This window comes from Oceanicella sp., assembly GCF_056449545.1.
This window is the reverse complement of record NZ_JBWOMN010000122.1, coordinates 35,081-59,833: the sequence shown is the minus strand read 5'-3', so window position 1 is coordinate 59,833 and position 24,753 is coordinate 35,081. Positions and strand designations below refer to the sequence as shown.

Sequence of the window (24,753 nt, the reverse complement as noted above, 5' to 3'; positions counted from 1 at the left end):
GTGCTGCATGCCCGCCGTCTCGAACGCAAGGCGCTGGACCGGGCGCAGGGCCGGGCGCTGGATCGGGCGCAGGAACGGGCGGGGTAGCGGCGACCCTCGCCGCTGCGCCAATGGCGGATCGGGATCCGCCCTACGCTTGCCGGAGGCGGCGCGACGAACGGCGCCGCGGCGCCCCGCAGCGCCGGCGGGCGATCGTCGCCCGATCCCGGCCAGTTGCGGCGCCGCGCTCGCCGCCCGCGTAGGGCGGATCCCGATCCGCCATTGGCGGCGCCGCGCCCCGGCGCGGCGCAACGGGTCTTGCGCCTGTCTCTGCAGGCGACTACCAGATGATCCCCATCAATAGACATCCGCTCGCAGCCGGGCCCGGATCGCGCCATGATCGAATTCTTCGCCGCTCTGGCGCTGTTTCTCGCCGCGCATGCGCTGCCCCGGGCCACCGGCGCGCGGGACGCGCTGATCGCGCGCCTGGGTCGCGGGCGCTATCTGGCGGGGTATTCGGCGCTGTCGATCGCCTCGCTGGTCTGGCTGATCTCGGCGGCGCTGCGCGCGCCCTATGTGGGGCTGTGGCCGCCTTCGCCGGCGCTGGCGGCGGTTCCGGTGGCGGCGATGCTGCCCGCCTGCCTGCTGTTCGCCGCGGCGGCGACGCGCGCCAATCCGGCCTCGATCTCGTTTCGCGGCGGCAAGGCGGACGCCGCCGCGCCAGGGGTTCTGGCGCTGACCCGGCATCCGATGCTCTGGGGTTTTTTCCTTTGGGCCGCGAGCCACGCCGTCGCCAACGGCGACCTTGTCGGGGTCATCATGTTTGGCGGTTTCGCGCTGTTCAGCCTCGCGGGGATGCGGATCATGGAAACCCGTGCGCGCCGGCAGGGCGAGGCGGAGGCGCTGAGTCTGGCCCGGGGGCCGCTGTCCAGAAGGCTGCGCCGCGCCTGGTCGCCGCGCGTCGGGCTGGACCTGACGATCGGCGCGGCGATCTACGCCGCGCTTCTGGGGCTGCACGAACCGGTGATCGGCGTCGATCCTCTGGCGTATTTCTGAGCGTCGCCGGGTTGGTCGAGCCGGCGTTCGGCGGGGCTCAGCGCCCCCAGGACCGGATCGGACCGCAATCCATGTGCACGAAATTCGAGCGCGTGTAGCGCCCGACGCCGCCGCCGTTATTGGCCACCGCCGCCGTGTACATCTGGCGCACCGAGCGGCTGCGCAGCTTCACGTCCACCGCCATCGCCTTGATGTGATAGCTCTTGCGCGCCACCCCGCGATTGCGCCGCCGCAGCATGGCGTTGGTCTGCGGGCTGCGGTAGCCCGAGACCACCTCGAAGGGTTCGCTGGTGTCCAGCTGCAGATGCACCGCCGCCAGCACGTCGATGACCTCCGGCTTCACCGGCTTGGTCAGATCGAGCCGCCAGTCGCGCAGCAGATAGGTGATTTCGGCCATGGCCTCGGGGATATACGCCCCCTCGATCCAGTAGACCGTGTTGACGCTTTCGCCCAGACGCTTGCTGTAGAGGTTGATCGAGCGATAGTCGCCCTTGCCGGCATTCACTTTGGGAGAAGCCAGCGCGGGGGTCGCCGCCAGCGCCATGCCGGCGCCGATGAACGCCAATGCGTCACGGCGGGAAACCCGCCTTGAGATGTCGTGAGCCACTGCTTTTGTCGCCTCGTTACCGATACTGATGTCGTTATTCTTGTTCTTGTCGTGGTTCTTGGTCTTGTCGCCCGCCCTGGGGCCTGTGCTCGCCTGCCTTGGGGCCTGCACGCCGATTGCACGCCGGCCACTCGCCCTTAAGGGTCTTGTCAGACACTTATCCCATAAGGGTTTGCGTTAGCCAAGTTGCAGATTCGCCGCTGTTTCGCCGCATTTTGATCTCGATTGATGCGCCCGGATCGACGATTGCGCGCGGCGGCGGCGGGATTTCGGCGTCTCTGAGGCCATTTTCCCACGGGCGGCGATGAAATTCAGGCGAATGCGGCCGGGCGGCTCGTTTGCGATGGAGGGTTTGCATATGGTGTATCCAAGGCTCTGTTCCTGTTGTGGGGGTGCAACAATGAACTTGTTGAAAAATTCGATGCGCGCGATCGCGCTGCTGGCGCTGATTTCGGGCGCAGCGGCGCCGGGCGCGGCGCAGACCGTCAAGCTGGCCAATCTGGCGGCGCCTGCGGTCGGCGCGCCGCTCGACCTCGCGCCGCTTGACGCGCGGGCGTCGGCGCTGCGCGCGGCGGTGGCCGGGGATCACGACCTGGCCGGATTCTACCAATCGCGAAACTACGCGCCGTTCTGGTTCGGGCCCACGGGCGCGGCGGCGGTCGCGGCGCTGCTGGCGGCGATCGAGGGCGCCGAAACCCACGCCCTGCCGCGCGCCGCATACCACGCCGAAGCGCTTGCCGCCGATCTGGCGACGGCGCGGGGCCTGAGCGGCGACGCGCGCCTGGCCGCCGAGGTCCGGCTGGAGCTTGAACTGTCGCGCCGCCTGGCGCGGTTCGGCGGCGATCTGGCGGCGGGGGCGCTGCAGCCCCGGCGCGTGGATCGCGAAATCAACGTGTTCCCGGCGCGCCCGGCGGCGGAGAGCCTGCTGGCCGGGATCGCGCAAAGCGCCGATCCCGCCGCCTACATCGCCGGGCTGGCGCCGGCGAGCCGGGATTACCGGGACCTGCGCGCGCTTTATGCCCGACTGGCGACGCTGCGCGACCAGGGCGGCTGGGACAAGGCGTCGCTTGGCGGCGGATCGCTGCGCCCCGGCGATCGCAGCCGCCGCGTCATCGCCATGCGCGAGCGACTGGTGGATCTTGGCGACGCGCCGGCGGTCTCGGTCGCCGCGCCGGATGTCTATGACGAGGCGCTGGAGCGGGCGGTGCTGGCGTTCCAGATCCGCCACGGGCTCAACGCCGACGGCGTCGCCGGGCGGCGCACCTTTCAGGCGATGAACGTGGACGTGGACCAGCGCCTGCGCCAGATTGCGGTCAATCTCGAGCGCATCCGCTGGCTCAACCGCGATCTGGGCAAGCGGCGCATCATGGTCAATCTCGCCGATTTCCGCATGACGCTGATGGATGGCGACGCGGTGCTGCAATCCTCGCGCGTGGTGGTGGGCAAGAGCCGGAAATTCCGCACGCCGGAATTTTCCGAAAAGATGACCCATATGGTGGTCAACCCCACATGGAACGTGCCGCGTTCGATCGCCACGCGGGAAATCCTGCCCAAACTGCGGGAAGACCCCGGCTACCTCGCGCGCAACAACATGAGCCTGGTGCCCCGCGCCGGCGCCGCGCCGCTCGGCGATCCGGCGACCACCGACTGGTCGCTGTTCGGCGTCAATGACTTCCCCTTTCGCATCAAGCAGGCCCCCGGTCGGGGCAACGCGCTGGGCAAGGTGAAGTTCATGTTCCCGAACCAGTTCAACATCTACCTGCATGACACGCCGTCGAAATCGCTGTTCCGCAAGGATTCGCGCGCCTTCAGTCATGGCTGCGTGCGGGTGGAGAACCCGTTCGACCTCGCCTACAAGCTGCTGGCGGCGCAGGAGGCGGATCCCGAGGCCCGCTTCACGCGATGGCTGAATTCGCGGCGCGAAACCTATGTCAATCTCGACGAGCCGGTGCAGGTGCATCTCACCTATCGCACCGTCTGGGTGGACGAGAACGGGCAGCCGCAATACCGCGCCGACATCTACGGACGCGACCGCAAGGTGTTCGCGGCGCTGACCAAGGCCGGGCTCGCGGGGCTTTAGGCGCGAAGGCGGGCGCCGGTCGGGCGCATCCGGCGCCTGGCCGGGTGGTCAAGCCCGGCGCCTGCATCTATAGAGTCCGGGCGCCCCGGGGGCGACGGCCGGCGGCGGCCTGACGGCGCCGCGCCCGGCCATCGCCGCCGTTAGGCGCCGCGCGCCGCTCAGGAGTCCGTTTCTCCATGTCCAGATCCACCCCCGCCGGCCCCGATCCGATGGCCGGCCCCGTGACCATCGCCGCGATCGCCGCCGCGCTCGGCGCCGATTGCGACGGGGCGGTCGATCTCGCCATCCTGCGCCCCGCGCATCCCGCCGAGGCCGGGCCCCGGGATCTGGCCCTGGCCATGAGCCCCTCCTACGCCGGAGCGCTGGCGGCGTCGAAAGCCGAGGCGGCGATCCTCTGGCCCGGCGCCGACTGGCGCGACATGGGGCTGAAGGCGGCGATCTTCGCGCCGCGCCCGCGCTACGCCATGGCCGGGGTCACCACGCTGTTCCAGCACCCGCTGCATGCGCCATCCGGCATCCACGCCTCGGCGGTCATCGACCCGGACGCCGAGATCGGCGCGGAGGCCTGCATCGGCGCCTTCGTCGTCATCGGCCCCGGCGCGCGCATCGGTGCGGGGGCGCGGATCCTGTCGCAGTGCTCGATCGGCGCGCAGGCCGTCATCGGCGCCGGCGCGCTGCTGCATCCGGGCGTGCGCATCGGCGAGCGGGTGCGCATCGGCGACCGGTTCATCGCCCAGCCCAACGCGGTGATCGGCGGCGACGGGTTTTCCTACGTCACCCCGGAAAAAGGATCCGTGGAGAGCGCCAGGGAGACCGGCGCCGTGGAGATCGGCGCGCGCAACGCCATCCACGCGCGCATCCATTCCCTGGGCGCCGTCAGCATCGGCGACGACGTGGAGATCGGCGCCGGCGCCTGCGTCGATCGCGGCACGCTCAGCGACACCCGCATCGGTTCGGGGACCAAGATCGACAACCTCGTGCAGATCGGACACAACGTCCGCGTCGGCGCGCATTGCCTGCTCTGCGCTCAGGTCGGGGTCGCGGGCAGCGCGGTCATCGGCGACCGGGTGGTGCTCGGCGGCAAGACCGGGGTGGCGGATCATGTGCGCATCGGCGACGATTCGGTGGTGGCGGCGCTCAGCGGCGTCGGCACGTCGGTGCCGCCGCGCTCGGTGATGATGGGAACCCCGGCGATCGCGCGCGCCGAATGGATGAAGACCATGATGGCCATGCGCCGCCTGCCGCGCTTCATGGACCGCTTCAAGAAATGAATTTCGGCTTTTCCCGCGCATCGCGACAGGATAGGAGACGGGAAAACCTGACGGGAGACTGGCATGTCCGACGACGCGACCCGGAAGATCATCGCGATCATCGCCGAACAGGCGGTGCTCGACCCGGCGGAGGTGAGGCTCGAGTCCACCCCGGACGATCTGGGGGTGGACAGCCTGGGGCTGGTGGAGACGGTGTTCGCCATCGAGGAGGCGTTTGACATCACCATCCCCTTCAACGCCAACGACCCGACCGACAGCGAGTTCGACATTTCCAGCGTCGCCTCCATCGTCGCGGCGGTGAAGGGCCTGATCGCCGCGCAGAAGGCATGATTCGCCGATGAACCGGGTGGCGATCACCGGGATGGGCGTGGTCTCGGCGCTGGGCGACGGGGTCGCGGCGCATTGCGCGGCGCTTGACGCCGGGCGGTCGGGGATCTCGGAACTGGACATCCGCGATGTGGACCGTCTGACGATCCGCATCGGCGGGCAGGCGAAGTTCTTCAAGGGCGAGGACCGGTTTTCGCGCGCCGAACTGGCGCTGTGCGATCGCGCCACGCAGCTGGCGCTGGCCGCCGCGGACGAGGCCATCGCCGGATCCGGGATCGAATTCGACGAGGATCTGCGCCTGCGCACGGCGACGGTGATGGGCGCCGCGCTGACCGGCATGGGCACCATCGACGACGCCTATCGCGCCGTGTTTCAGGAGGGCAAGAACCGCGTGCACCCCTTCGTGGTGCCGCGGCTGATGGTCTCGGGCGCGACCTCGCACATATCCATGAGGCACGGGCTGAAAGGCCCGGCCTGGTCGGTGTCCACGGCCTGCTCCTCGGCCAATCACGCCATGGGGCAGGCGTTTCAGATGGTGCGCTCGGGCATGGTCGACATCGCCGTCACCGGCGGCGCCGAGGCGCCGCTGGTGTTCGGGGTGATGAAGGCCTGGGAAGGCCTGCGGGTGATGGCCCGCGACGCCTGCCGGCCGTTTTCGAAGAACCGCGCCGGCATGGTGCAGGGCGAGGGCGCGGCGGTGTTCGTGCTCGAACGTCTGGACCGGGCCCTGGCGCGGGGCGCGCCGATCCTCGCGGAATTCGCGGGGTTCGGCATGTCGGCGGATGCCGGGGACATCGTGCAGCCCTCGGTCGACGGCGCCGGACGGGCGATGCGCGCCGCGCTCGCCGATGCGGGGATGGCGGTCGAGGAGGTCGATTACATCAACGCCCACGGCACCGGCACCGCCGCCAATGACCGCACCGAATGCGCCGCGGTGCGCGCGGTGTTCGGGGCGCAGGCGGACCGGCTGATGATCTCCTCCACCAAATCCATGCACGGCCATTGCATCGGCGGCGCCGGGGCGGTGGAGATGGTGGCGCTGGTGCACGCGTTGCGCAGCGGCATGGCGCCGCCGACGGCGAATTATCAGGACCCGGACCCGGATTGCGATCTCGACGTGGTGCCAAACGCGGCGCGCCGCGCCGACATGGGCGCGGCGATCTCCAATTCATTCGCCTTTGGCGGGCTGAACGCGGTGGTGGCGGCGCGCCGATACGACGGCTGACGCGACGCTTGCTTTCCGCTCGCCCCAGAACGCAAGAACCCGGCGCGATGGCCGGGTTTTTTCGTTTTCGCCGCTCGCGCGGCGCAGGCGCCGTTCAGTGCGGCAGCGCGTTATAGGCGGCGGTGAAGCCCTTGAGCGAGATTTCCACCGGAATTTCACGCTTGGGCGGGGCGACGATGGTGAAGACCGCCTTGGCGCCTTTCTTCATCGCCGCGATCATGCGGTTGGGCATGGGCTGCTGCAGCAGGCAGCCGCTGCGATCGCAAATGGAGTAGCCGGCGCGGATCGGCTTCGATGAATCGATCTGGATGTTGATCCCGGCGGGCAGCAGCACGCCGAGCGGCACCGCGACCTGGATCGCGCCCTCGACGGTGCCTTGCTGGGTCTGCTGGGGCTTGATCCGGCGGATGCGCACCTCCATGACGTTCTGGCCCTGGGCGTTTTCGCCCTTTTGCAGCATCACGCAGGGCGAGCCGCCGGGGGCGCAGACGATGTCCCAGTCGCCATGGCTGGCGACGACGACCTCCTGAGGGCGCTGCAGCTGCTGGGGCGCAGGCTGTTGCGGCGCGGGCTGGGCCGGCGCTTGCGCGGCGGGGGTCTCGCTGGCCGGGGCCTCGTTTGCCGGCGTTCCGCTTGCCGGCGTGTCGGCGGCGGCGGGTTTGGAATCGTCAGCGTGCGTCGCCGCGGTCTGCGCATTCGCCAGGGGAGCGGCTGCGATCAGCGAAACGGCGAGCGCCATGCGGAGAATACGTGTCATGTTCTGAGATCGTCCTGCTTGTTTTTTTGGCGGCGTGCGGGAGGGCGCGATCCCTCTCTGCCCATGTCTTAGCCCCAAGCACGCTGAAATCAAGAATCTTCGGGCGATCAGGCGCGATGCAAGGCCACGGCCGGCGCGCAAATGGATGTGGATTCCGGGGGCGGCCGATGATTGCCGCATGCTGGAAGGGGGCTGGCGGCGCGCCCCGGCGCTGCGCGCCTGGGGCGGTTTTCGGATGCCGGGTCCGGCGCGCCCCGAGCGCGCTGTATCGGGCGCCGCGGGAACGGCGCCCGACGATAGAGTGCACCGATTTTCGGTTGCGTTTTCATCCCTGTCGGACTGGCTCGGCCAATCGCTGTCGAAACGCTAGGCTGACTCGCTGGCAGGGTCAACCCCTGGGGCGGCGCAATTGGATTGCGGCGACAATGAGCGTGCAAAACGAGCTAAAAGCAGGGGCTATATGTCAGAATTCATTCATTGTTAATGCAGGCGTCAGGCCGCGCGCGGGCAAGGGGCGCGCGGGGGGGAATCGCTCGCCGCTCCGGGGCGGCGCGCGTCGCCGGCGCGATGGCCGCGCAATGGCCGTTGACATCGCGGTGATTGGCCCGGAGGACTCGGCCGACACGTCATGCCCGCAGCGAACCAGGAGGCGCATCATGGCCGATCGCGACACCAGTCTGGGCGCCCATGCGCTGATCACCGGGGGCTCCAGCGGCATCGGGCTGGCGGCGGCGAAACGGCTGGCGGGGCGGGGCGCGGCGCTGACCCTGGCGGCGCGCGGGCGCGACCGGCTGGCGGGCGCCTTCGACGAGATCCGCGCCGCGCATCCCGATGCGCGCATCCGCACCGTGGCGCTGGACGTGCGCGACGCGGCGGCGGTCGGCGCGGCGGTTGCGGCGGCCGAGGCCGCGTTCGGGCCGGTGGACCTGCTGATCGCCTCGGCCGGGCTGGCGCGCCCCGGGCGGTTCGAGGACATCCCCGAGGCGGCGTTCCGCGACCTCATGGAGGTGAATTACTTCGGCGTCCTGAACAGCCTGCGCGCCACCGTGCCGGGGATGCGGGCGCGGGGGCGGGGGCGGGTCTGCGTGCTGGGCTCAGGCGCCGGGCTGATGGGGATTTTCGGGTACAGCGCCTATGCGCCGACGAAATTCGCGCTGCGCGGGCTGGTGGATTCGCTGCGCGCCGAATGCCGCCCGGACGGGGTGCTGGTGTCGATCTGCCACCCGCCGGACACCGACACGCCGCAATTGGCGGGCGAGGCGCCGCTGAAGCCGCCCGAAACCGCGGCCATCGCCGGGCGCGCCGGCGCGTGGTCGGCGGACGCGGTGGCGGCGGCGATGCTGAGGGGCCTGGCGCGCGGCCGCAGCGAAATCTTCGTTGGCCGGGAATTGTGGGCGCTGGGCCGCTTCGGCGGCGTGGTCAAGCCGTGGCTCGAGGCCTGGTTCGATCGGATCGCCGACCGGGCGGCGGGGCGCGGCGCCTGAGGACACGCTGGGGCAATGGCGGATCGGGATCCGCCCTGCGCCAGCCGCCGCGTCAGGCGCGACCCGCGACGCCCTGCGCCGCAGCGAATTTTTCGTAGGGCGGATCCCGATCCGCCATTGGCCCGCCAGGCGCGCCGCCTTGCCGGCGCGCCGCGCGGTTTCGGCTGCAGGGGAGAAGCGCGATGACGCAGGAGTCCGACATTCTGGTTCTGGGCGCGGGTCTTTCCGGGCTGGCGGCCGCGGTCGAGGCGGCCGAGGCCGGGCGGCGGGTGACGCTGCTGGATCAGGAGGGGCCGCAGAGCCTCGGCGGCCAGGCCTTCTGGTCCTTCGGCGGGCTGATGCTCGTGAACAGCCCGGAACAACGGCGCATGGGGGTGCGGGACAGCCATGCGCTGGCGCTGCGCGACTGGATGGGCACGGCGGGGTTCGATCGCGCCGAGGATCGCTGGCCCCGCGCCTGGGCCGAGGCCTATGTGGATTTCGCCGCCAACGAGAAGCGCGCCTGGCTGCGCGCGCGCGGCCTGAAATTCTTTCCGGTGGTGGGCTGGGCCGAACGCGGCGGCCGGGGCGCGAGCGGGCCGGGCAACTCGGTCCCCCGGTTCCACATCGTGTGGGGCACGGGCCCGGCGCTGGTCGAGGCTTTTGCGGCGCGCGCCCGCGCGCAGGCGGCGGCGGGGCGCCTGAGGTTCCGCTTTCGCCACCGGGTCGACGGGTTGACGCGCGCCAACGGCGCCGTGACCGGGGTCGAGGGGGCGGTGCTGGCCGATGACGGCGCGCCGCGCGGCGCCCCCGCCAACCGCGACGAGATCGGCGCGTTTCAGCTGTCGGCGGGGGCGGTGATCGTCGCCTCGGGCGGCGTGGGCGGGGATTTCGCCAAGGTGCGCGCGCTTTGGCCGTCGCGCCTTGGCGGCGCGCCGAAAAACATGATCGCCGGGGTTCCCGACTACGTGGACGGGCGGGCCATCGACATGGCGGGCGCCGCCGGGGCGCGGCTGATCAACCGCGATCGCATGTGGCATTACTGCGAGGGCGTGCGGAACTGGGACCCGATCTGGCCGGCCCATGGCATCCGCATCCTGCCGGGGCCTTCCGCGATGTGGTTCGACGCGCTGGGCAAGCGGCTGGAGGCGCCGTTCCTGCCGGGATTCGACACGCTGGGCACGCTGGGGCGCATCCTGTCCACGGGGCGCGATTATTCCTGGTTCATCCTCACCCAGAAGATCATCCGCAAGGAATTCGCGCTGTCGGGGTCCGAGCAGAACCCGGACCTGACCGGCAGGGACTGGCGGCTGGTGGCCGCGCGCGCCTTCGGGTCGCGCGCCACCGCGCCGGTGGAGGCGTTCAAGGAAAGGGGCGAGGATTTCATCATTCGCGACGACATCGCCGATCTGGTGCGCGCCATGAACGCGCTCAGCGGCGACGGGCTGCTGGACCCGAAGGCCATCGAGGCGGAGATCGCGGCGCGCGACGCGCAGCTCGACAACCGGTTCTGCAAGGACGCGCAGATCATGGCGATTCGCAACGCCCGCCGGTATCTGGGCGACCGGCTTGTTCGCACCGCGCCGCCGCATCGGATCCTCGACCCCGCCAACGGGCCGCTGATCGCGGTGCGCCTGCATGTGCTGACCCGAAAATCGCTTGGCGGGATCGAGACCGACCTTCAGTCGCGGGCGCTCGGCCCCGACGGCGCGCCGGTCCCCGGCCTGTTTGCGGCGGGCGAGGCGGCGGGGTTCGGCGGCGGCGGCATGCATGGCGCCCGGGCGCTGGAGGGCACGTTTCTGGGCGGCTGCCTGTTCTCGGGCCGGGCCGCCGGGCGCGCCGCGGCGGCGGCGGTCTGAGGCGCGGGCGCGGGGATCAGATTTCTATCACGTTTGTATAACGCCGAATCAATTACGTTGAACTTGTTTCAAGGACGAGTTGGGGGGAGGCGCTATCGCGAAGCAAGGTCGCGGGCGCTGGCGGGGTCCGCAAAGATCACGTCAAAAGGCGGAGGCCGACATTCATTTCCGGATGTGAAATCGGGTTCACTGTTCCGGTTTCTGGCCCCTCGGCCACACTGGATGCTATTTAACAACTTCAGGGCGTGGATCCTCCTTCCGGGATCCGCGCCTTTTTTCTTGCCTGATTCCGATGCCGGCTGCTGAGTCGCGCGCCCGCCCCCGAATCGGCGTCAGGCGGCGGCAGGGTCGGTCCCGGCCGGCTCGGGCCCCACGGCCCGGGTGTAGAGATGCCAGGTTGCATGCCCGAGAATCGGCAGGATGACGATCAGCCCGAGGAACGCGGTGAGGATGCCGAAAATCACCATCGCGGTGACGATCAGCCCCCAGGCCACCATGGGCGTCGGGTTCCGGATCACCACCTGGAAGCTGGTGATCAGCGCGGTGATGAAATCCCGGTCCCGGTCCAGCAGCAGCGGAATCGCGACCACCGTGGCCGAGAACAGCACCAGCGCCAGAAACGCCCCGACGATGGAGCCGACGATGAGAAACGCCGCGCCCTCGACGCTGGTGGTGACCACGGTCAGGAACGCCTCGATGGAGGAAAACGACTTGAACCCGAGGAACACCGCCAGCAGCAGCCGGACCTGATAGAGCCAGAACCAGAAGATGAACAGCACCACGAAAGCCATCCAGCCCAGTTCGCGCTTGCGCTGGGCGAAGACCACGCCGAGCACGCCTTTCCAGTTCAGCGCCTGGCCCGCGGCGCGCCTGCGGCTCACGTCATAAAGGCCGACGGCGACGAAGGGGCCCACCAGCGGGAACCCGATGCCGAAGAACAGGATCATCCACGGCATCTTGAACCAGGTGAGGAACATCAGCAGCAGCAGCCCGCTCAGCGCGTATATGCCGCCAAAGAACAGCCCGTAGCGCGGCGCGGCGCGAAAATCCTCCACCCCCTTGTGAAAGGCGTAGGAAATGTCGTCGAAGCTCACCGCGTTGACCACCGGCATTTTCGGATAGACGCGCGGGGGCGTCTCGCCGGTCGGATCGGGCGCGGACTCTGGCGCGGACTCTGGCCCGGACTCTGGCCCGGACTCTGGCGGGGGGCCTGAAACGGAGGTGGTTTCGGTCATGTCTCGTCTCCCTGTTCGGCGTGCCGGCATGGCTTTTGCGACAGGTTAGGGGCGAATCGCCGGGCGGCGCCAGAAAATGATCTCTCAAGGCAACTGTTTGCGCGCGCTGAATAAAGTTGTGAATTGAAACCAGTTTGGCCGCAGGGACGGCGCGGGCGGGCGGTTGACGCGGCAAGGCGGCGCGCGGTTGACCCGGCGCAGGGCGGGGGCGGGCGGGGGCGGGCGGGGGCGCCCATCCGTCAGGCCATCCGTCAGGCCGTTCGCCGGCGGGTTCGCCGTTCAGGATTCGGTGAATTCGGCGATCAGCGAATCCACCACCTCCACCAGCGCCTCGCGGTCGTCGGCGCCGCGGGCGCGGGCGGCGGCGTGCACCCGGCGCTGGCGATCGGCGGAATTGCCGTCGGCGGCGATGCGCCTTGCATGCACCAGCGCGGCGCGACAGCCCAGCATCTCCGCCTCGGGGCGCAGAATGTCGATCAGCTCCTCGATCAGGTCGGGCAGCGGCGCCATGCGGCCCTGACCGTGATCCACCAGCTTGCCGCTGGCCCCGTAGCGCTGGGCGCGCCAGCGGTTTTCGCGGATCAGCGTGTGCGGATACAGCCGCCAGCGCTGGTTGAGGCTGCGCAGGCGATAAAGATAGGCGATCAGGCATTGATACAGCGCGGCGATGGCGGCGGCGTCGCGCACCCGGCTGCACACGTCGGTGACCCGTTGTTCCAGCGTCGGGAACTTGGCCGAAGGCCGGATGTCCCACCAGATGCGGGTCGCGTCCTCGATGCAGCCCACCTTTACCAGCTGCGCCACCAGCCGCTGGTATTCGGAATAGGAATTCAGCTGATCGGGCAGCCCGGTGCGCGGCAGCGCGTCGAACACCGTCAGGCGGTAGCTGGCCAGCCCGGTGTCCTCGCCCTCCCAGAACGGCGACGAACAGCTCAGCGCCAGCAGATGCGGCAGGAAATACGTCGCCTGATTCATCAGGTCGATGCGCATGTCGTCATCCTCGATGCCCACATGCACGTGGAAACCGCAGATCAGCATGCGCCGCACGGTGTGGCCCAGATCGGCGCGCAGGCTGTCATAGCGCTGCTTGCGGGTGTGGGTCTGGTCGCGCCAGCGGGCGAAGGGGTGGGTGGAGGCGGCGATGGCCGCGTAGCCGCATTTCTCGGCCGATTCGGCGACGCAGCCGCGCAGCGCCACAAGTTCGTCGAGCGCGTCGCCGACAGTGCCGTGAACCCGGGTGCCGACCTCGACCTGGCAGCGCAGGTATTCCACCGTCACCTGATCGCCGAGGCGTTCGGAGCAGGTCTTCATGAAATCCGGGTCGGGTTCGCGCACCAGATCGCGGGTTTCGCGATCGACGATCAGGTATTCCTCCTCGATGCCGAGGGTGAACGAGGGTCTGTCCATCGCATGCGCTCCCATGTCCCGCGGCGTTCCCGTCGCGCCTTGCCCCGATCCTAGACGCAAGTCGCCGGGGCTGACAAAGGTTTCGGCGGCCGGGGCCGGGCGGGCCGCTGTCCACGGCGCCGGCGCGGGACCGGATCGGACGGGCGAGCGCGATCCGGGCGTTGAAGGCCGCCTGCGCCGTGCGCATCGCGGTGTTCGCGGCGGGGCGGGATCCGGGGCCGCGCTGCAACCGGTCGGGCGGTCCCGGATCAGGCCCGGGACGCGCAAGACAGCTATTTCAGCGCGTTGCAGAAGCGCTGGATGCGGGTGCAGGCCTCGGTCAGCGCCTCGTCCGAAGTGGCGTAGGAGACCCGGAAATTCGGCGACAGACCGAAGGCGGCGCCGAACACCACCGCGACGCCTTCGCTTTCCAGCAGCTCGGTGGCGAAGACCTCGTCGTTCTCGATCACCTTGCCCGAGGGCGCGGTCCTGCCGATCAGCGCCTTCAGCGACGGGTAGACGTAGAAGGCGCCCTCGGGCGTCGGGCATTGCAGCCCGGTCGCCTGGTTGAGCATCGACACCACCAGATCCCGGCGCCGCTGAAACGCCGCGCGGCTGGCGACGATGTAGTCCTGCGGGCCGGTGAGAGCCTCCAGCGCCGCGTATTGCGAGATCGAGCACGGGTTGGAGGTGCTCTGCGACTGCACTTTTCGCATGGCGGCGATCAGTTCGACCGGCCCGCCGGCATAGCCGATGCGCCAGCCGGTCATGGCGTAGGCTTTCGACACGCCGTTGCAGGTCAGCGTGCGATCATGCAGGCCCGGCTCCACCTGCGCCGGGGTGCAGAATTCGAACGGCGCGTAGACGATGTGCTCATACATGTCGTCGCTCATCACCCAGACATGGGGGTGGCGCATCAGCACGTCGGTGAGGCCCTTGAGTTCGGCGCGCGAATATCCCGCGCCCGAGGGGTTGGAGGGCGAGTTGAAAATGAACCACTTGGTCTTCGGGGTGATCGCCGCTTCCAGCTGCGCCGGGGTGATCTTGAAATCATTCTCCAGCGTCGCCTCGACCGGCACGGGTTCGCCGCCGCCCAGCAGCACCATGTCGGGATAGCTGACCCAGTAGGGGGCCGGGATCACCACCTCGTCGCCGGGATTGAGCGTCGCCACCAGCGCGTTGTAGAGGATCTGCTTGCCGCCGTTCGCCACCGAGATCTGGGACGGATCGTAGGCAAGCCCGTTGTCGCGCCGGAACTTGTCGCAGATCGCCCGCTTGAGCTCCGGGATGCCGTCGGGGGCGGTGTATTTGGTGTGGCCCGCGTCGATCGCGGCCTTGGCGGCGGCCTTGATGTTGTCGGGGGTGTCGAAATCAGGTTCCCCGGCGCCGAGGCCGATCACGTCCTTGCCCGCCGCCTTCAACTCGCGCGCCTTGGTGGACACGGCGATGGTGGGAGAGGGTTTCACGCGGGCGAGGCTGTCGGCGAGAAAGGCCATGATCTTGGCTCCTGATTTGCGTTCGGCCCCTGTCTACGCCCGCGCGAAACGGGCGGCAAGACGGCGAATGCCCCCATGGGCGGGAATCCCCCGGGGTCAGGGTCGCGCCGCTGGGCCCGCCCGTTCCGATGCATCCGGCCGCCGCGCGTCCGGCGGCGCGCGCCCCGCGGCGATGCGCGCGAGTCCGGGGCGGATCGCGCCCACCCGCCGCTGGATCGGATGGATGCGCCCCGCTAGGGTCGCGCCATGGAGCTGTTCGACATCTGCGTCAATCTCGCCAATCCGCGCTTCGATCCCGACCGCGCCGCGGTGATCGCGCGCGCCCGCGACGCCGGCGTCGCCTTCATGGCGCTGACCGGGGGCGACGCCGACGGCGCCGCGGCCTGCGTCGCGATCGCCCGGGACCGGCCCGGCATGGCCGTCACCGCCGGGCTGCACCCGCACCGGGCCTCGGACTGGGCTGGGCAGGCGCCGCGCATTCGCGATCTGCTGGATCGGGCGCCGGTGCGCGCGGTGGGCGAATGCGGTCTGGATTTCAACCGCAATTTCTCGACCCCCGCCGAACAGACCCGCGCCTTTGACGCGCAGCTGGCCCTCGCCGCCGACCGCGCCATGCCGCTGTTCCTGCATGAACGCGACGCCGCGCCGCAGATGCTGGCGATGCTGCGCGCCATGGGCGGCGACCTGCCGCCCGCCGTGCTGCATTGCTTCACCGGCGACGCGGCGGCGCTCGACGGGTATCTGGAACTGGGCCTGGCCATCGGCGTCACCGGCTGGGTTTGCGACGAACGCCGCGGACAGGGGCTGCAGGCGCTGGTCCCGCGCATTCCCGCCGGGCGGTTGATGCTGGAGACCGACGCGCCCTGGCTGCATCCGCGGTCGCTGCCGCGCTCCGATACGGCGCCGCGCAAGGCCTCGCGCAACCGCAACGAGCCCGCGCATCTGACGCATATCGCCGCAGTGGTGGCGGATCTGCGCGGCGAGAGCCCCGCGTCGCTGGCCGCGCACGCGACGGGCGCTGCGCGCCGGCTGTTCGGGATCTGAGGTCGCGCGCCGGGGGCGTTTGCGCCCCGCGATTCGCGTTCGATGACGGGTTTCGGCGGTTTCTGGTCGCGCGGCGGCATGCGCCAAGGCTTGGCGCGGCGCTAGAAAACGGGCATGCAGTCATCGACCCAAACCGAGGCCCCCCGCGCGGGGGGCCAACAAAGGGACTGACACGGCCATGGCAGATGATTACTTCAGCGAGGACGCGGCCACCTTCGGCGATCGCGTCGCCGCCGGGCGCGAGGCGCTCGGGCTTTCCCAGAATCAGCTGGCTGCGCGCATCGGCGTGCGCGCCGTGACGCTGCAGAACTGGGAAAGCGATCGCTCCGAACCGCGCGCCAACAAGCTGCAGATGCTGGCCGGGGTGCTCAATGTCTCGATCATCTGGCTGCTCACCGGCGAGGGCGGCCACGGCGTCGCCCCGGCCGCCGAGCTCGACCCGGATTCGCAATCGGTGCTGGCCGATCTGCGCAGCGTGCGCATGGCGCAAATCCAGCTCAGCGAGCGCCTGGCGCGGCTGGAAAAGCGGCTGCGCGCCGGGCAGTTCCAGGACCGGTCCGTCTAGGCCCGCGCCGCCTTGCCGGGGTGGCGCGCCGGGCGGGCCTGGGCGGAAAACCCGCTTGCTCGGCCCTCGCTGCGCCCCGGCCCGACCCGCCGCGCTCCCTCTGCGCCCCCCGCCGCGGCCGGCTTTTCGACCGGAGCGTCCGCGCCGGGCCCGCTGGGGGATGACGCCGCCAAAGGAGTGCGCCAATGATCGACCCCCTGCGCGAGACCGCGCCGCCCGAGGCGCGCGCCACGCGGCTGAAACGCCTGCGCATCCGCTGCTGGCGGCGCGGCATGAAGGAGATGGACCTGATTCTCGGCCCCTTCGCCGACGCGCTGCTCAAGGGCGAGGCGGAAGCGGATCTTGATGCGCTGGAATCGCTGATGAGCGAGAACGACCAGGATCTCTACCTGTGGATCACCGGCGCCGCGCCGCATCCGCCCGCGCATCGCGACATCATCGAAACCCTGCGCGCCCATCAGCGGATCCGGCCCCGGCGCGACGGCTGAGTCGCCTCTGGGCGGCGTTAACCGCATCCACACCTCTTTGACCGATTCTGCCCTTTGACGAATGGACCGGTTGGAGAGGACGCATGGGCTACAATGCGAGCATGGCGCGGGCGGAGACGCCGCAGACGGGCTTTCAGGGCCAGTATGTGGATCTGCTCGTCATGGTTGAACGTCTTCATCGGCTGCTGCTCGACGTGGTGAAGGACGAATTCGAGCGCCTCGGCATGATCGACATCAACAGCGTGCAGGCGCTGCTGCTGTTCAATGTCGGGGACAACGAGGTGACGGCCGGCGAATTGAAATCGCGGGGCTACTATCAGGGCTCCAATGTCTCCTACAATCTCAAGAAGCTGGTCGAGGCCGGGTATCTGCATCACGAACGCAGCGCCGTGGACCGCCGCTCGGTGCGCATCCGCCTCACGCCCAAGGGCCGCATGATCCGCGATTCGGTCTCGGCGCTGTTCGCGCGCCATGCCGAGGCGGTGATCTCCGACGACCATGTGGGCGAGGAGCGTCTGGGCGACATCAACAACGGCATGCGGCGGCTGGAACGCTTCTGGATGGATCAGATCCGCTACATCTACTGATCGCCGCGACCGCGTTCGGCCCGGGGCCCATGCCCGGCAGTCCCGTGTCCGGCAGTCCCATGCCCGGCAGTTCCGCGCCGGGCGGATTCGTGTCCGGCAGTCCCCCCAGGACGCCGGGCCGGCGCTTTGCGCGCGCCGCGGCGCGCGATCGGGCCCCTCCGGCGAAAAACCGTTGCGCGGCGGGTTTTGGCGCCCCGCCTTGCATTCGCCGCCCGGGGCGCGTATAGGCGCGCAGATCAAACCGCATGCGGGGTTTGGGCCGAAAGGGGAGACATCCCGGACGGTCCGCCGGTTGGGCTCGCGCTCTACCCCCGCAGAGGCTGAAACCGGAAAGGAAAACGCAGAATGGCTCTGCCCGAATTCTCCATGCGCCAGCTCCTCGAAGCCGGCGTGCATTACGGCCACCAGACGCATCGCTGGAACCCCCGCATGGGGCGCTACATCTACGGCGATCGCAACGGCATCCACATCATGGACCTCACCCAGACCGTGCCGCTGCTCGACGCGGCGCTGGTCGCGGTGCGCGACAAGGTCGCCAAGGGCGGCCGCATCCTGTTCGTGGGCACCAAGCGCCAGGCGGCGCAGCCGGTCGCCGAGGCGGCCGAGCGCTGCGCGCAGTATTTCATGAACCACCGCTGGCTGGGCGGCACGCTCACCAACTGGAAAACCGTCTCCAACTCGATCACCCGGCTGAAGAAGCTGGATGAGAAGCTGGCCGACGGCGCCGAGGGCTTCACCAAGAAAGAGCGCCTCACCATGGAGCGCGAGCAGAAAAAGCTCCAGGCCTCGCTTGGCGGCATCCGCGAGATGGGCGGCCTGCCGGACCTGATCTTCGTGATCGACACCAACAAGGAGGCGCTGGCCATCGCCGAGGCCCGCAAGCTGGGCATTCCGGTGATCGCGGTGCTGGATTCGAATTCCGATCCGATCGGCATCGATTTTCCGATCCCGGGCAATGACGACGCCTCCCGCGCCATCGCGCTCTACAGCGACCTGATCGCCCGCGCCGCGCTGGACGGCATGGCCGCGCAGCTGGGCGAGGCCGGGTTCGATCTGGGCGAGTTGGAAGACCTGCCCGAGGACGAGGCGCTCGCCGTCGAGGAGGTGGTCGAGGCGGCCGCGCCGAGTGAAGCCGCGCCCGCCGAAGTTGCAGCCGAAGCGCCCGCCGAAGCCGCGCCTGAAGCCCCCGCGCCTGAAGCCCCCGCGCCTGAAGCCGAGGCCCCGGCCGAGGCGGCCAAGGCCTGAACCGCGCGCCGCGCTTGACGACATCGCCCGCCGCGCCGCCGCGCGGGGCGGGCGACCCCGAAGACAGATCCGAACCAACGACCTTGTTCGACGACCCCGGAACAGACGACCCCGGAACAGACGACCCCAGAACAGACGACCCCAGAACAGACGACCCGAAATCAGCGGCGCGCCGCCGGCGCTCAGTCGCATCCGGCGATTTCCCCGGCGCGCCCGCTCATCGCGAGGATGAAGACATGGCGATCACCGCAGCAATGGTGAAAGAGCTCCGCGACCAGACCGGCGTGGGCATGATGGACGCGAAGAAGGCTCTCACCGAAAACCACGGCGACATGGAGGCGGCCACCGACTGGCTGCGCACCAAGGGCCTGTCCAAGGCCGCGAAGAAATCCGGGCGCATCGCCGCCGAGGGCCTTGTGGCCGTCGCCGTCAAGGACGGCCGCGGCGTGGCGGTGGAACTGAACTCCGAAACAGATTTCGTCGCCCGCAACGCCGAATTCCAGAACATGGTCGGCGAAATCGCGCAGATCGCGCTGGACGTCGCGGACACCGAGGCGCTGCTCGCCGCCCCCATGGGCGACGACACCGTGGCCGGGACCGTGACCGCCAGGGTCGCCACCGTGGGCGAGAACATGAACCTGCGGCGCATGGCGGCGGTCGAGGGCGACGTGGTGGCCGCCTATGTGCACAACGCGGTGGCCGACGGCATGGGCAAGATCGGCGTGCTGGTGGCCCTGAAGGGCGGCGACGCCGAGGCCGCCCGCGCCATCGGCAGGCAGATCGCCATGCATGTGGCCGCGACCAACCCCGCCGCGCTGTCGCAAGCCGATCTGGACCCGGCGCTGGTGGCGCGCGAGAAGCAGGTGCTCACCGAGCAGGCCCGCGAATCCGGCAAGCCCGACAACGTCATCGAGAAGATGATCGTCGGGCGCATGAACAAGTTCTTCCAGGAGGTCTGCCTGCTGAAGCAGACTTTCGTGATCAACCCCGATCTGACCGTCGAGAAGGCGCTGAAAGAGGCCGGCGACGGCATCGAGATCGCCGGCTTCCGGCGCGTCGAGGTCGGCGAGGGCATCGAGAAGAAGCAGGAGGATTTCGCCGCCGAGGTCGCCAAGACCATGGGCGGCTGAGATCCGCGCGGGGGCTCGCCGCCCCCGCGCCGGCCTGGCGAACCAAAAAACCCCCGCGTCGCGCGACGCGGGGGTTTCCGTTTTGCGGGGGCGTGGCCTAGCGTTTTGCGGGGCGCAGCGACGCCAGCCAGCCCGGGCGGCCTGCGGCCCCGGCGCGGCCGTTGGCGCGCATCATGCGCCGGATCGGGCCAGGCAGCGTGCGCATCTGGCGCGTCAGCTCGTCGATCTGCGCCTGCTGTCTGTTCGCCAGCTGCAGCAGCGCCGCGATCATCACGTCGCGCGAGTCCGCCGGATGGGGCGGGTCGTCGGACACCCGCGCGTCCGCCGCGCGGATCACCGGCGCATAGGGGATCCCGGGCATGAAATCCTCGACGAAACGCTTGTTGAGCGGCTCGTAATGCGCCTCGATCCGCCGGAACATCCTGCTGGTGAGGGTCTTGCCCGGGGCGTCGCCGCCAAGCCCGCGCAGCAGGTCGCTGAGTTGCGAATCATGGGCGTCGGCGAACAGATGCGGCTGGCGCACCAGGAAATCCAGCATCGGACCCGGCAGGCTGACATTGGCGCGAGGCGGGATGAACAGCCCCTCCAGGTCAATGCCTGTCGCGGCGCTGAAATCGGCCAGCAGATCGCCGTCATGCAGATAGGCCTTGTCGATGAAGCGGGTGTGGAAACGGTCGCGCCCGCTGATCTCGGCCCAGGGCGCGGCGATGGCGGCGAAATCCAGCGTGTTCTTGCGCAGCGACGCCTTCACCACGTCGCCCAGCGACTTGCCGTTGCGCATGCCCCATTGCCCCCAGGAGGACAGCAGCCACGAATCCTGACGCTTGGCGTAATACAGGATATGGGTCTCGGCATGTTCGGCGGCGCGGCGGATCGGGTCGAGATACGCCTCGCTGACGAAGCTTTCCGAGGACACCAGGATGTCGCCATCGCCGTGGGCGCGCACCAGGTCGGCCAGCCGGTTGGGGTCGGAGTCGGGCCGACTGGCGTAGCGCCAGTAATTGCAGCGGCGGTGTTTTCGCGGCGCGATCTCGCCGTCGCCGTCCACCACCATCACCCCCTGATCCCCAAGCAGCCGGCGGTTCCTGCCCAGAAAAGCCTGCAGGAAGGTGCTTCCGGTCTTCGGGTGGCCGATATGCACGAATAGTCGGGTCATCAGCGCCTGTCCTGTGCTTGGGGGCGGTCGGCGCACGTTTAGCGACGGGGTGTATCCTTTGCAAGCGAGGCCCGGACTCGCGTCCGTCCATCTTGTGTCCGTCCATTCGGTCGGTTAGGCAACGCATCGGCACGGGCGCGGCGCCGCGCCCGGCGCGATCCGGCGTCAGGGAGCATCCAGACATGTCAGCGCAGCTTGGCCTGCCGCGGCTTCGGGGCAGCATTTTCATCGTCACCTACGGGCGGTCGGGGTCGACCGTCCTGCAGCGGATTCTGAACGCCATTCCGGGCGCCTGCCTGCGCGGCGAAAGCGACCGGGTGCTGGAGATGCAGTTCCGCAGCTGGCGCGAATCCGGCTATCGCTACCGTCGCCCGCGCGGCTCGGTCCGGCTGTGGATCCGCGACGTGATCCGCAGCCTGCGCATGCGCGACGAAAACGACCGGGTGCTGGAGGCGCTGTTTCGCACCTGGCGGCTGTCGAACTTCACCAGGCGCAATTTCGGCGCCGAGGTCACCGACGACGCGCATCCCTGGTACGGCGCCGAGAACATCGTGCCCGAGGAGTACGGGCGGGCGCTGATCGCGCTGTTCATCTCCCACATCCTGAACCCGCCGCCCGACAGCCGCTGGATCGGCTTCAAGGAAATCCGCTACGGCCGCCTCGGGGATGATCTGGCGCCGATGCTGAATTTCATGCGGGCGAATTTTCCCAACGCGCATTTCCTGTTCAACACCCGCGCCGCCGATGACGTGGTCAAGTCGGGATGGTGGCAGGGCGAGGACGAAGACGAGGTCCGGGCGATGATCGCCGACAGCGACAGGCGCTTCGCCGATTACGCCGCCGCCCATCCCAATTGCTGCCACCTGACCCGCTACGAGGATTTTTCGACCGATCCGGGCGCCTTGCAGCCGTTTTTCGACCTGCTGGGCGAGGAGCTGGACCGCGATCGGGTCCGCGCGCTTCTGGACCGCCGCCTCGATCACTGACCTTGCTCGCTGGCCTCGTTTTGGGGTCTCGATCACCGATCCGTTCGGCCTCGGGGCGCCCGTTAACGCTGGTCGCTCTGGAAAATCGCCGCGCGATCCCAATATGTCCCAGAGGCCGGTTGCGCGAAAACGCCCGGCGGCGGATCCGGGCGGGGAGCGATCTGATGAATCTGAATGCGGATTTCAGCAAGCGCGCCGCGGTGCATGCGGGGCGGCTCGACTGGGCCGCGACGCCGATGCCCGGGGTGCATCGCCGGATGCTCGATCGCATCGGCGACGAAGTGGCGCGCGCCACCACGATCGTCCGTTTCGCGCCGGGCAGCCGGTTCTCGCCCCATGTGCATGACGGCGGCGAGGAATTCCTGGTGCTCGACGGCGTGTTCCAGGACGAGCACGGGGATTTTCCCGCCGGAACCTATGTGCGCAACCCGCCGACGACCCGGCACCGGCCGGGCGCGGCGCAGGGCTGCGTCATTCTGGTGAAGCTCTGGCAGTTCGACCCGGCGGATCGCCGGCAGGTCCGCGTCGACGCCGCGATCGCGCCCGCGACCCCGGCCCGCGACCGGCCCGGGGTCTCGACGATCCCCCTGCATCGCGACGCGCGCGAGGATGTGCGCATGGAGATCTGGGCCCCGCAGGCCGAGATCGCGCTGCGCGGGCATGAGGGGCTCGAACTGCTGGTGGTGGAGGGTGGTTTCGAGGACTCGGGCGACGCCTTCGACGTGCAGTCCTGGCTGCGCCTGCCGCCGGGCGAGGCGCTGGCGGCGCGCGCCGGCCCGCATGGCGCGCGGGTCTGGGTGAAAAGCGGCCATCTGGCGCAGCCCCGGACCGCGCCCGGCGGCGGCGGAGGCGCGGCGGGCCGAACGGGCGGGACGGCGTGATCGGCGAGCGGCGAATCGGGCGCGCCCGCGCCCCGCGGGGGCGGCGCATGAACGGCGCCGCCCTGCTGCCAATCGTCGCAATTGCGCCGCAAAACCTGGGTAAATTGCGCTCCTTCGGGCCGTCTGACGCGGATTTGACACCATTCGAGCCGCGATTACGGGTATTTAACGAGAGTGGTGCTTGAGTTGTCTGAATGCTGCGCGGAGTGTGGCCGCAAAAGCGACCCGTCCCGGCGCTCTCGTGTTCGAGGCGCGGTCGGGGTGGATTTCGGGAGGGAAGCCTAGTCATGTCTGTTTCGTCAATTGACCCCAAGATCGGCCATAGCGGCATGATTCCGAACGCGGCCCGGGGCAATGCCCTCGGCGTTTTCTGGCTGCTGGTCACTGTCCTGTCGACGATTCCGCTGTTCTGGGACGGATTCGTGTCGCTGGCTCAGGCATGGGGCGTGCCGGAATATTCCCACGGACCGCTGATCCCGGTGCTGTCCTCCTTCCTGTTCCTGCGCGAGATGCGGCTGGTGCCGCCCACCACGCAGCCGATCACCGACCGCTGGCAGGGGGTGATGGTCACGGTGCTGGCGCTCGGCATCGCGGTGATGGGCAATCTGGTGCGCATCCCCGACATCATCACCTACGCCTTCATCCTCTGGGTGGGCGGGATGATCCTCACCGTCTACGGATTCAAGCGCGGCATCATCTTCTGGCCCTCGGTGCTGCATCTGATCTTCATGCTGCCGCTGCCGCAGTTCATCTACTGGCAGGTGACCGTGGGGCTGCAGCTGATCTCCTCGCAGATCGGCGTCGAAATGGTGCGCGCCATGGGGATTTCGGTGTTCCTCGACGGCAATGTCATCGATCTGGGCGTCTACAAGCTGCAGGTGGCGGAGGCCTGTTCGGGGCTGCGCTACATCTTCCCGATCATGTCCTTCAGCTACGTGTTCAGCGTGCTGTATCGCGGCCCGTGGTGGCACAAGGCGGTGCTGCTGCTGTCGGCGATGCCCATCGCCGTGCTGATGAACAGCTTTCGCATCGGCGTCATCGGCATTCTGGTCGACAATTACGGCATCGAACAGGCCGAGGGCTTCCTGCACCTGTTCCAGGGCTGGGTGCTGTTCGCCATCAGCATCGCGCTGCTGTTCTTCATGGCCTGGGCCATGCAGCGCCTGCAAAAGCGCCCCATGCCGCTGATGGAGGCGCTGGACCTCGATTTCGACAATGTCGGCAAGCAGTTGCGCCGGGTCACCGACCTGCGCCCGTCGCGCGGCATCATCGTCGCGGCGATCGCGTCCACGACCATCGCCGGGGTCTGGGTGGCGACGCCGGAAACCCCGGCGACGCGGATCCAGCGCGACCCCTTCGCGGTGTTCCCGCGCACGCTGGGCGACTGGAACGGATCCAGCCGGCTGCTGGAATCCAGCATCGAACGGGTGCTGGGCGCCGACGACTATTATTCCGCCAGCTACACCAGCCCCAACGAAGCCGCGCCGGTGGATTTTTTCACCGCCTACTACTTCAAGCAAACCGAAGGCAGCGGCATCCATTCGCCTGAAGTCTGCATCCCGGTCGGCGGCTGGGAGATGTCCTCGATCGAGGATGCGCTGATCACCCTGCCGGACAGCGCCGGAGTCGCGCCCTTCGAGGTCAACCGCTCGATCATCCAGAAGGGCGAAAACCGCCAGCTGGTCTATTACTGGTTCGAACAGCGCGGCCGCCGTCTGACCAACGACTACGTGACCAAGGCCTATACGGTGTGGGATTCCTTGGCCATGGGCCGCACCGACGGCGCGCTGGTGCGGGTGATCACGCCGATCACGCGCGGCGATGAAAAAGGCGAGGAAAAGGCCGATGCGCGGCTGGTCGACTTCATGACCGGGATGATGCCCGAACTCAGGCGCTTCATCCCCGAATACCGGTCGAAAACCTGATGCCG

The 24,753-nt window shown here is 69.1% G+C and carries 22 protein-coding genes; 16 read left to right on the top strand and 6 right to left on the bottom strand.

Annotated features, from left to right (window positions below):
• The first annotated feature begins 375 nt into the window (after positions 1-375).
• On the top strand, positions 376-1,035 hold the full coding sequence (locus tag AC1HC7_RS16140; protein ID WP_479496693.1) for an NnrU family protein: 660 nt from the start codon (positions 376-378) through the stop codon (positions 1,033-1,035).
• A gap of 37 nt (positions 1,036-1,072) precedes the next feature.
• On the opposite strand, the gene mepK is transcribed toward AC1HC7_RS16140, so the two are convergent.
• Complete coding sequence (gene mepK, locus AC1HC7_RS16135; RefSeq protein WP_479496694.1) at positions 1,073-1,642, bottom strand: peptidoglycan L,D-endopeptidase MepK; 570 nt, start codon at positions 1,640-1,642, stop codon at positions 1,073-1,075.
• A 400-nt stretch (positions 1,643-2,042) separates the two neighbouring features.
• Between mepK and AC1HC7_RS16130 the strand changes: the two genes are divergently transcribed.
• The 4 genes from AC1HC7_RS16130 (at position 2,043) to AC1HC7_RS16115 (ending at position 6,545) form a co-directional block, all read left to right on the top strand.
• Positions 2,043-3,722, top strand: coding sequence for a L,D-transpeptidase family protein (locus AC1HC7_RS16130; RefSeq protein ID WP_479496695.1), 1,680 nt, complete (start codon positions 2,043-2,045; stop codon positions 3,720-3,722).
• A 176-nt stretch (positions 3,723-3,898) separates the two neighbouring features.
• Complete coding sequence (locus AC1HC7_RS16125) at positions 3,899-4,993, top strand: UDP-3-O-(3-hydroxymyristoyl)glucosamine N-acyltransferase (protein WP_479496696.1); 1,095 nt, start codon at positions 3,899-3,901, stop codon at positions 4,991-4,993.
• Between the two features lie 63 nt (positions 4,994-5,056).
• Positions 5,057-5,323 (top strand): acyl carrier protein, encoded by a 267-nt coding sequence (locus tag AC1HC7_RS16120; protein ID WP_479496697.1) that lies wholly within the window; start codon positions 5,057-5,059, stop codon positions 5,321-5,323.
• 7 nt (positions 5,324-5,330) lie between these two features.
• On the top strand, positions 5,331-6,545 hold the full coding sequence (locus AC1HC7_RS16115) for a beta-ketoacyl-[acyl-carrier-protein] synthase family protein (protein WP_479496698.1): 1,215 nt from the start codon (positions 5,331-5,333) through the stop codon (positions 6,543-6,545).
• Positions 6,546-6,639: 94 nt separating this feature from the next.
• On the opposite strand, the gene AC1HC7_RS16110 is transcribed toward AC1HC7_RS16115, so the two are convergent.
• On the bottom strand, positions 6,640-7,302 hold the full coding sequence (locus tag AC1HC7_RS16110; protein ID WP_479496700.1) for an invasion associated locus B family protein: 663 nt from the start codon (positions 7,300-7,302) through the stop codon (positions 6,640-6,642).
• A 656-nt stretch (positions 7,303-7,958) separates the two neighbouring features.
• Here AC1HC7_RS16110 and AC1HC7_RS16105 point away from each other — a divergent pair.
• Positions 7,959-8,786: an SDR family oxidoreductase gene (locus AC1HC7_RS16105; protein ID WP_479496701.1), complete on the top strand. Its 828-nt coding sequence runs from the start codon at positions 7,959-7,961 to the stop codon at positions 8,784-8,786.
• A 182-nt stretch (positions 8,787-8,968) separates the two neighbouring features.
• The gene (locus AC1HC7_RS16100) at positions 8,969-10,624 is read left to right on the top strand and encodes an FAD-binding dehydrogenase (protein WP_479496702.1); all 1,656 of its coding nucleotides are present in this window, start codon (positions 8,969-8,971) and stop codon (positions 10,622-10,624) included.
• A 332-nt stretch (positions 10,625-10,956) separates the two neighbouring features.
• Here AC1HC7_RS16100 and AC1HC7_RS16095 read toward each other — a convergent pair whose 3' ends face one another.
• The 3 genes from AC1HC7_RS16095 to AC1HC7_RS16085 all read right to left on the bottom strand — a co-directional run bounded on the left by AC1HC7_RS16095 (position 10,957) and on the right by AC1HC7_RS16085 (position 14,741).
• Positions 10,957-11,859 (bottom strand): DUF2189 domain-containing protein, encoded by a 903-nt coding sequence (locus tag AC1HC7_RS16095; protein ID WP_479499216.1) that lies wholly within the window; start codon positions 11,857-11,859, stop codon positions 10,957-10,959.
• A gap of 279 nt (positions 11,860-12,138) precedes the next feature.
• Complete coding sequence (locus tag AC1HC7_RS16090) at positions 12,139-13,266, bottom strand: carboxylate-amine ligase (protein WP_479496704.1); 1,128 nt, start codon at positions 13,264-13,266, stop codon at positions 12,139-12,141.
• A gap of 272 nt (positions 13,267-13,538) precedes the next feature.
• The gene (locus tag AC1HC7_RS16085; RefSeq protein ID WP_479496705.1) at positions 13,539-14,741 is read right to left on the bottom strand and encodes a pyridoxal phosphate-dependent aminotransferase; all 1,203 of its coding nucleotides are present in this window, start codon (positions 14,739-14,741) and stop codon (positions 13,539-13,541) included.
• Positions 14,742-14,987: 246 nt separating this feature from the next.
• Here AC1HC7_RS16085 and AC1HC7_RS16080 point away from each other — a divergent pair, with 246 nt between their 5' ends.
• The 6 genes from AC1HC7_RS16080 (at position 14,988) to tsf (ending at position 19,800) form a co-directional block, all read left to right on the top strand.
• Positions 14,988-15,785 (top strand): TatD family hydrolase, encoded by a 798-nt coding sequence (locus tag AC1HC7_RS16080; protein ID WP_479496706.1) that lies wholly within the window; start codon positions 14,988-14,990, stop codon positions 15,783-15,785.
• A 178-nt stretch (positions 15,786-15,963) separates the two neighbouring features.
• Positions 15,964-16,350 carry a helix-turn-helix domain-containing protein gene (locus AC1HC7_RS16075; RefSeq protein ID WP_479496707.1) on the top strand — a complete coding sequence of 129 codons (387 nt, stop codon included), beginning with the start codon at positions 15,964-15,966 and terminating at the stop codon, positions 16,348-16,350.
• A 185-nt stretch (positions 16,351-16,535) separates the two neighbouring features.
• Entirely contained in the window at positions 16,536-16,838 is a 303-nt protein-coding gene (locus AC1HC7_RS16070; RefSeq protein WP_479496708.1) for a succinate dehydrogenase assembly factor 2, read from the top strand.
• An 83-nt stretch (positions 16,839-16,921) separates the two neighbouring features.
• The gene (locus tag AC1HC7_RS16065) at positions 16,922-17,425 is read left to right on the top strand and encodes a MarR family winged helix-turn-helix transcriptional regulator (RefSeq protein WP_479496710.1); all 504 of its coding nucleotides are present in this window, start codon (positions 16,922-16,924) and stop codon (positions 17,423-17,425) included.
• A gap of 345 nt (positions 17,426-17,770) precedes the next feature.
• Positions 17,771-18,670 (top strand): 30S ribosomal protein S2, encoded by a 900-nt coding sequence (gene rpsB / locus AC1HC7_RS16060; protein ID WP_479496711.1) that lies wholly within the window; start codon positions 17,771-17,773, stop codon positions 18,668-18,670.
• 236 nt (positions 18,671-18,906) lie between these two features.
• The gene (gene tsf, locus AC1HC7_RS16055; protein ID WP_479496712.1) at positions 18,907-19,800 is read left to right on the top strand and encodes a translation elongation factor Ts; all 894 of its coding nucleotides are present in this window, start codon (positions 18,907-18,909) and stop codon (positions 19,798-19,800) included.
• A gap of 97 nt (positions 19,801-19,897) precedes the next feature.
• Here tsf and AC1HC7_RS16050 read toward each other — a convergent pair whose 3' ends face one another.
• Positions 19,898-20,956 (bottom strand): hypothetical protein, encoded by a 1,059-nt coding sequence (locus AC1HC7_RS16050; RefSeq protein ID WP_479496713.1) that lies wholly within the window; start codon positions 20,954-20,956, stop codon positions 19,898-19,900.
• Positions 20,957-21,138: 182 nt separating this feature from the next.
• Between AC1HC7_RS16050 and AC1HC7_RS16045 the strand changes: the two genes are divergently transcribed.
• The 3 genes from AC1HC7_RS16045 to xrtD all read left to right on the top strand — a co-directional run bounded on the left by AC1HC7_RS16045 (position 21,139) and on the right by xrtD (position 24,748).
• Positions 21,139-21,942 (top strand): sulfotransferase, encoded by an 804-nt coding sequence (locus tag AC1HC7_RS16045; protein WP_479496714.1) that lies wholly within the window; start codon positions 21,139-21,141, stop codon positions 21,940-21,942.
• A 164-nt stretch (positions 21,943-22,106) separates the two neighbouring features.
• Positions 22,107-22,823, top strand: a complete 717-nt coding sequence (locus AC1HC7_RS16040) for a cupin domain-containing protein (RefSeq protein WP_479496715.1) — start codon at positions 22,107-22,109, stop codon at positions 22,821-22,823.
• 287 nt (positions 22,824-23,110) lie between these two features.
• Complete coding sequence (gene xrtD / locus AC1HC7_RS16035; RefSeq protein ID WP_479496716.1) at positions 23,111-24,748, top strand: VPLPA-CTERM-specific exosortase XrtD; 1,638 nt, start codon at positions 23,111-23,113, stop codon at positions 24,746-24,748.
• Positions 24,749-24,753: the final 5 nt, after the last annotated feature.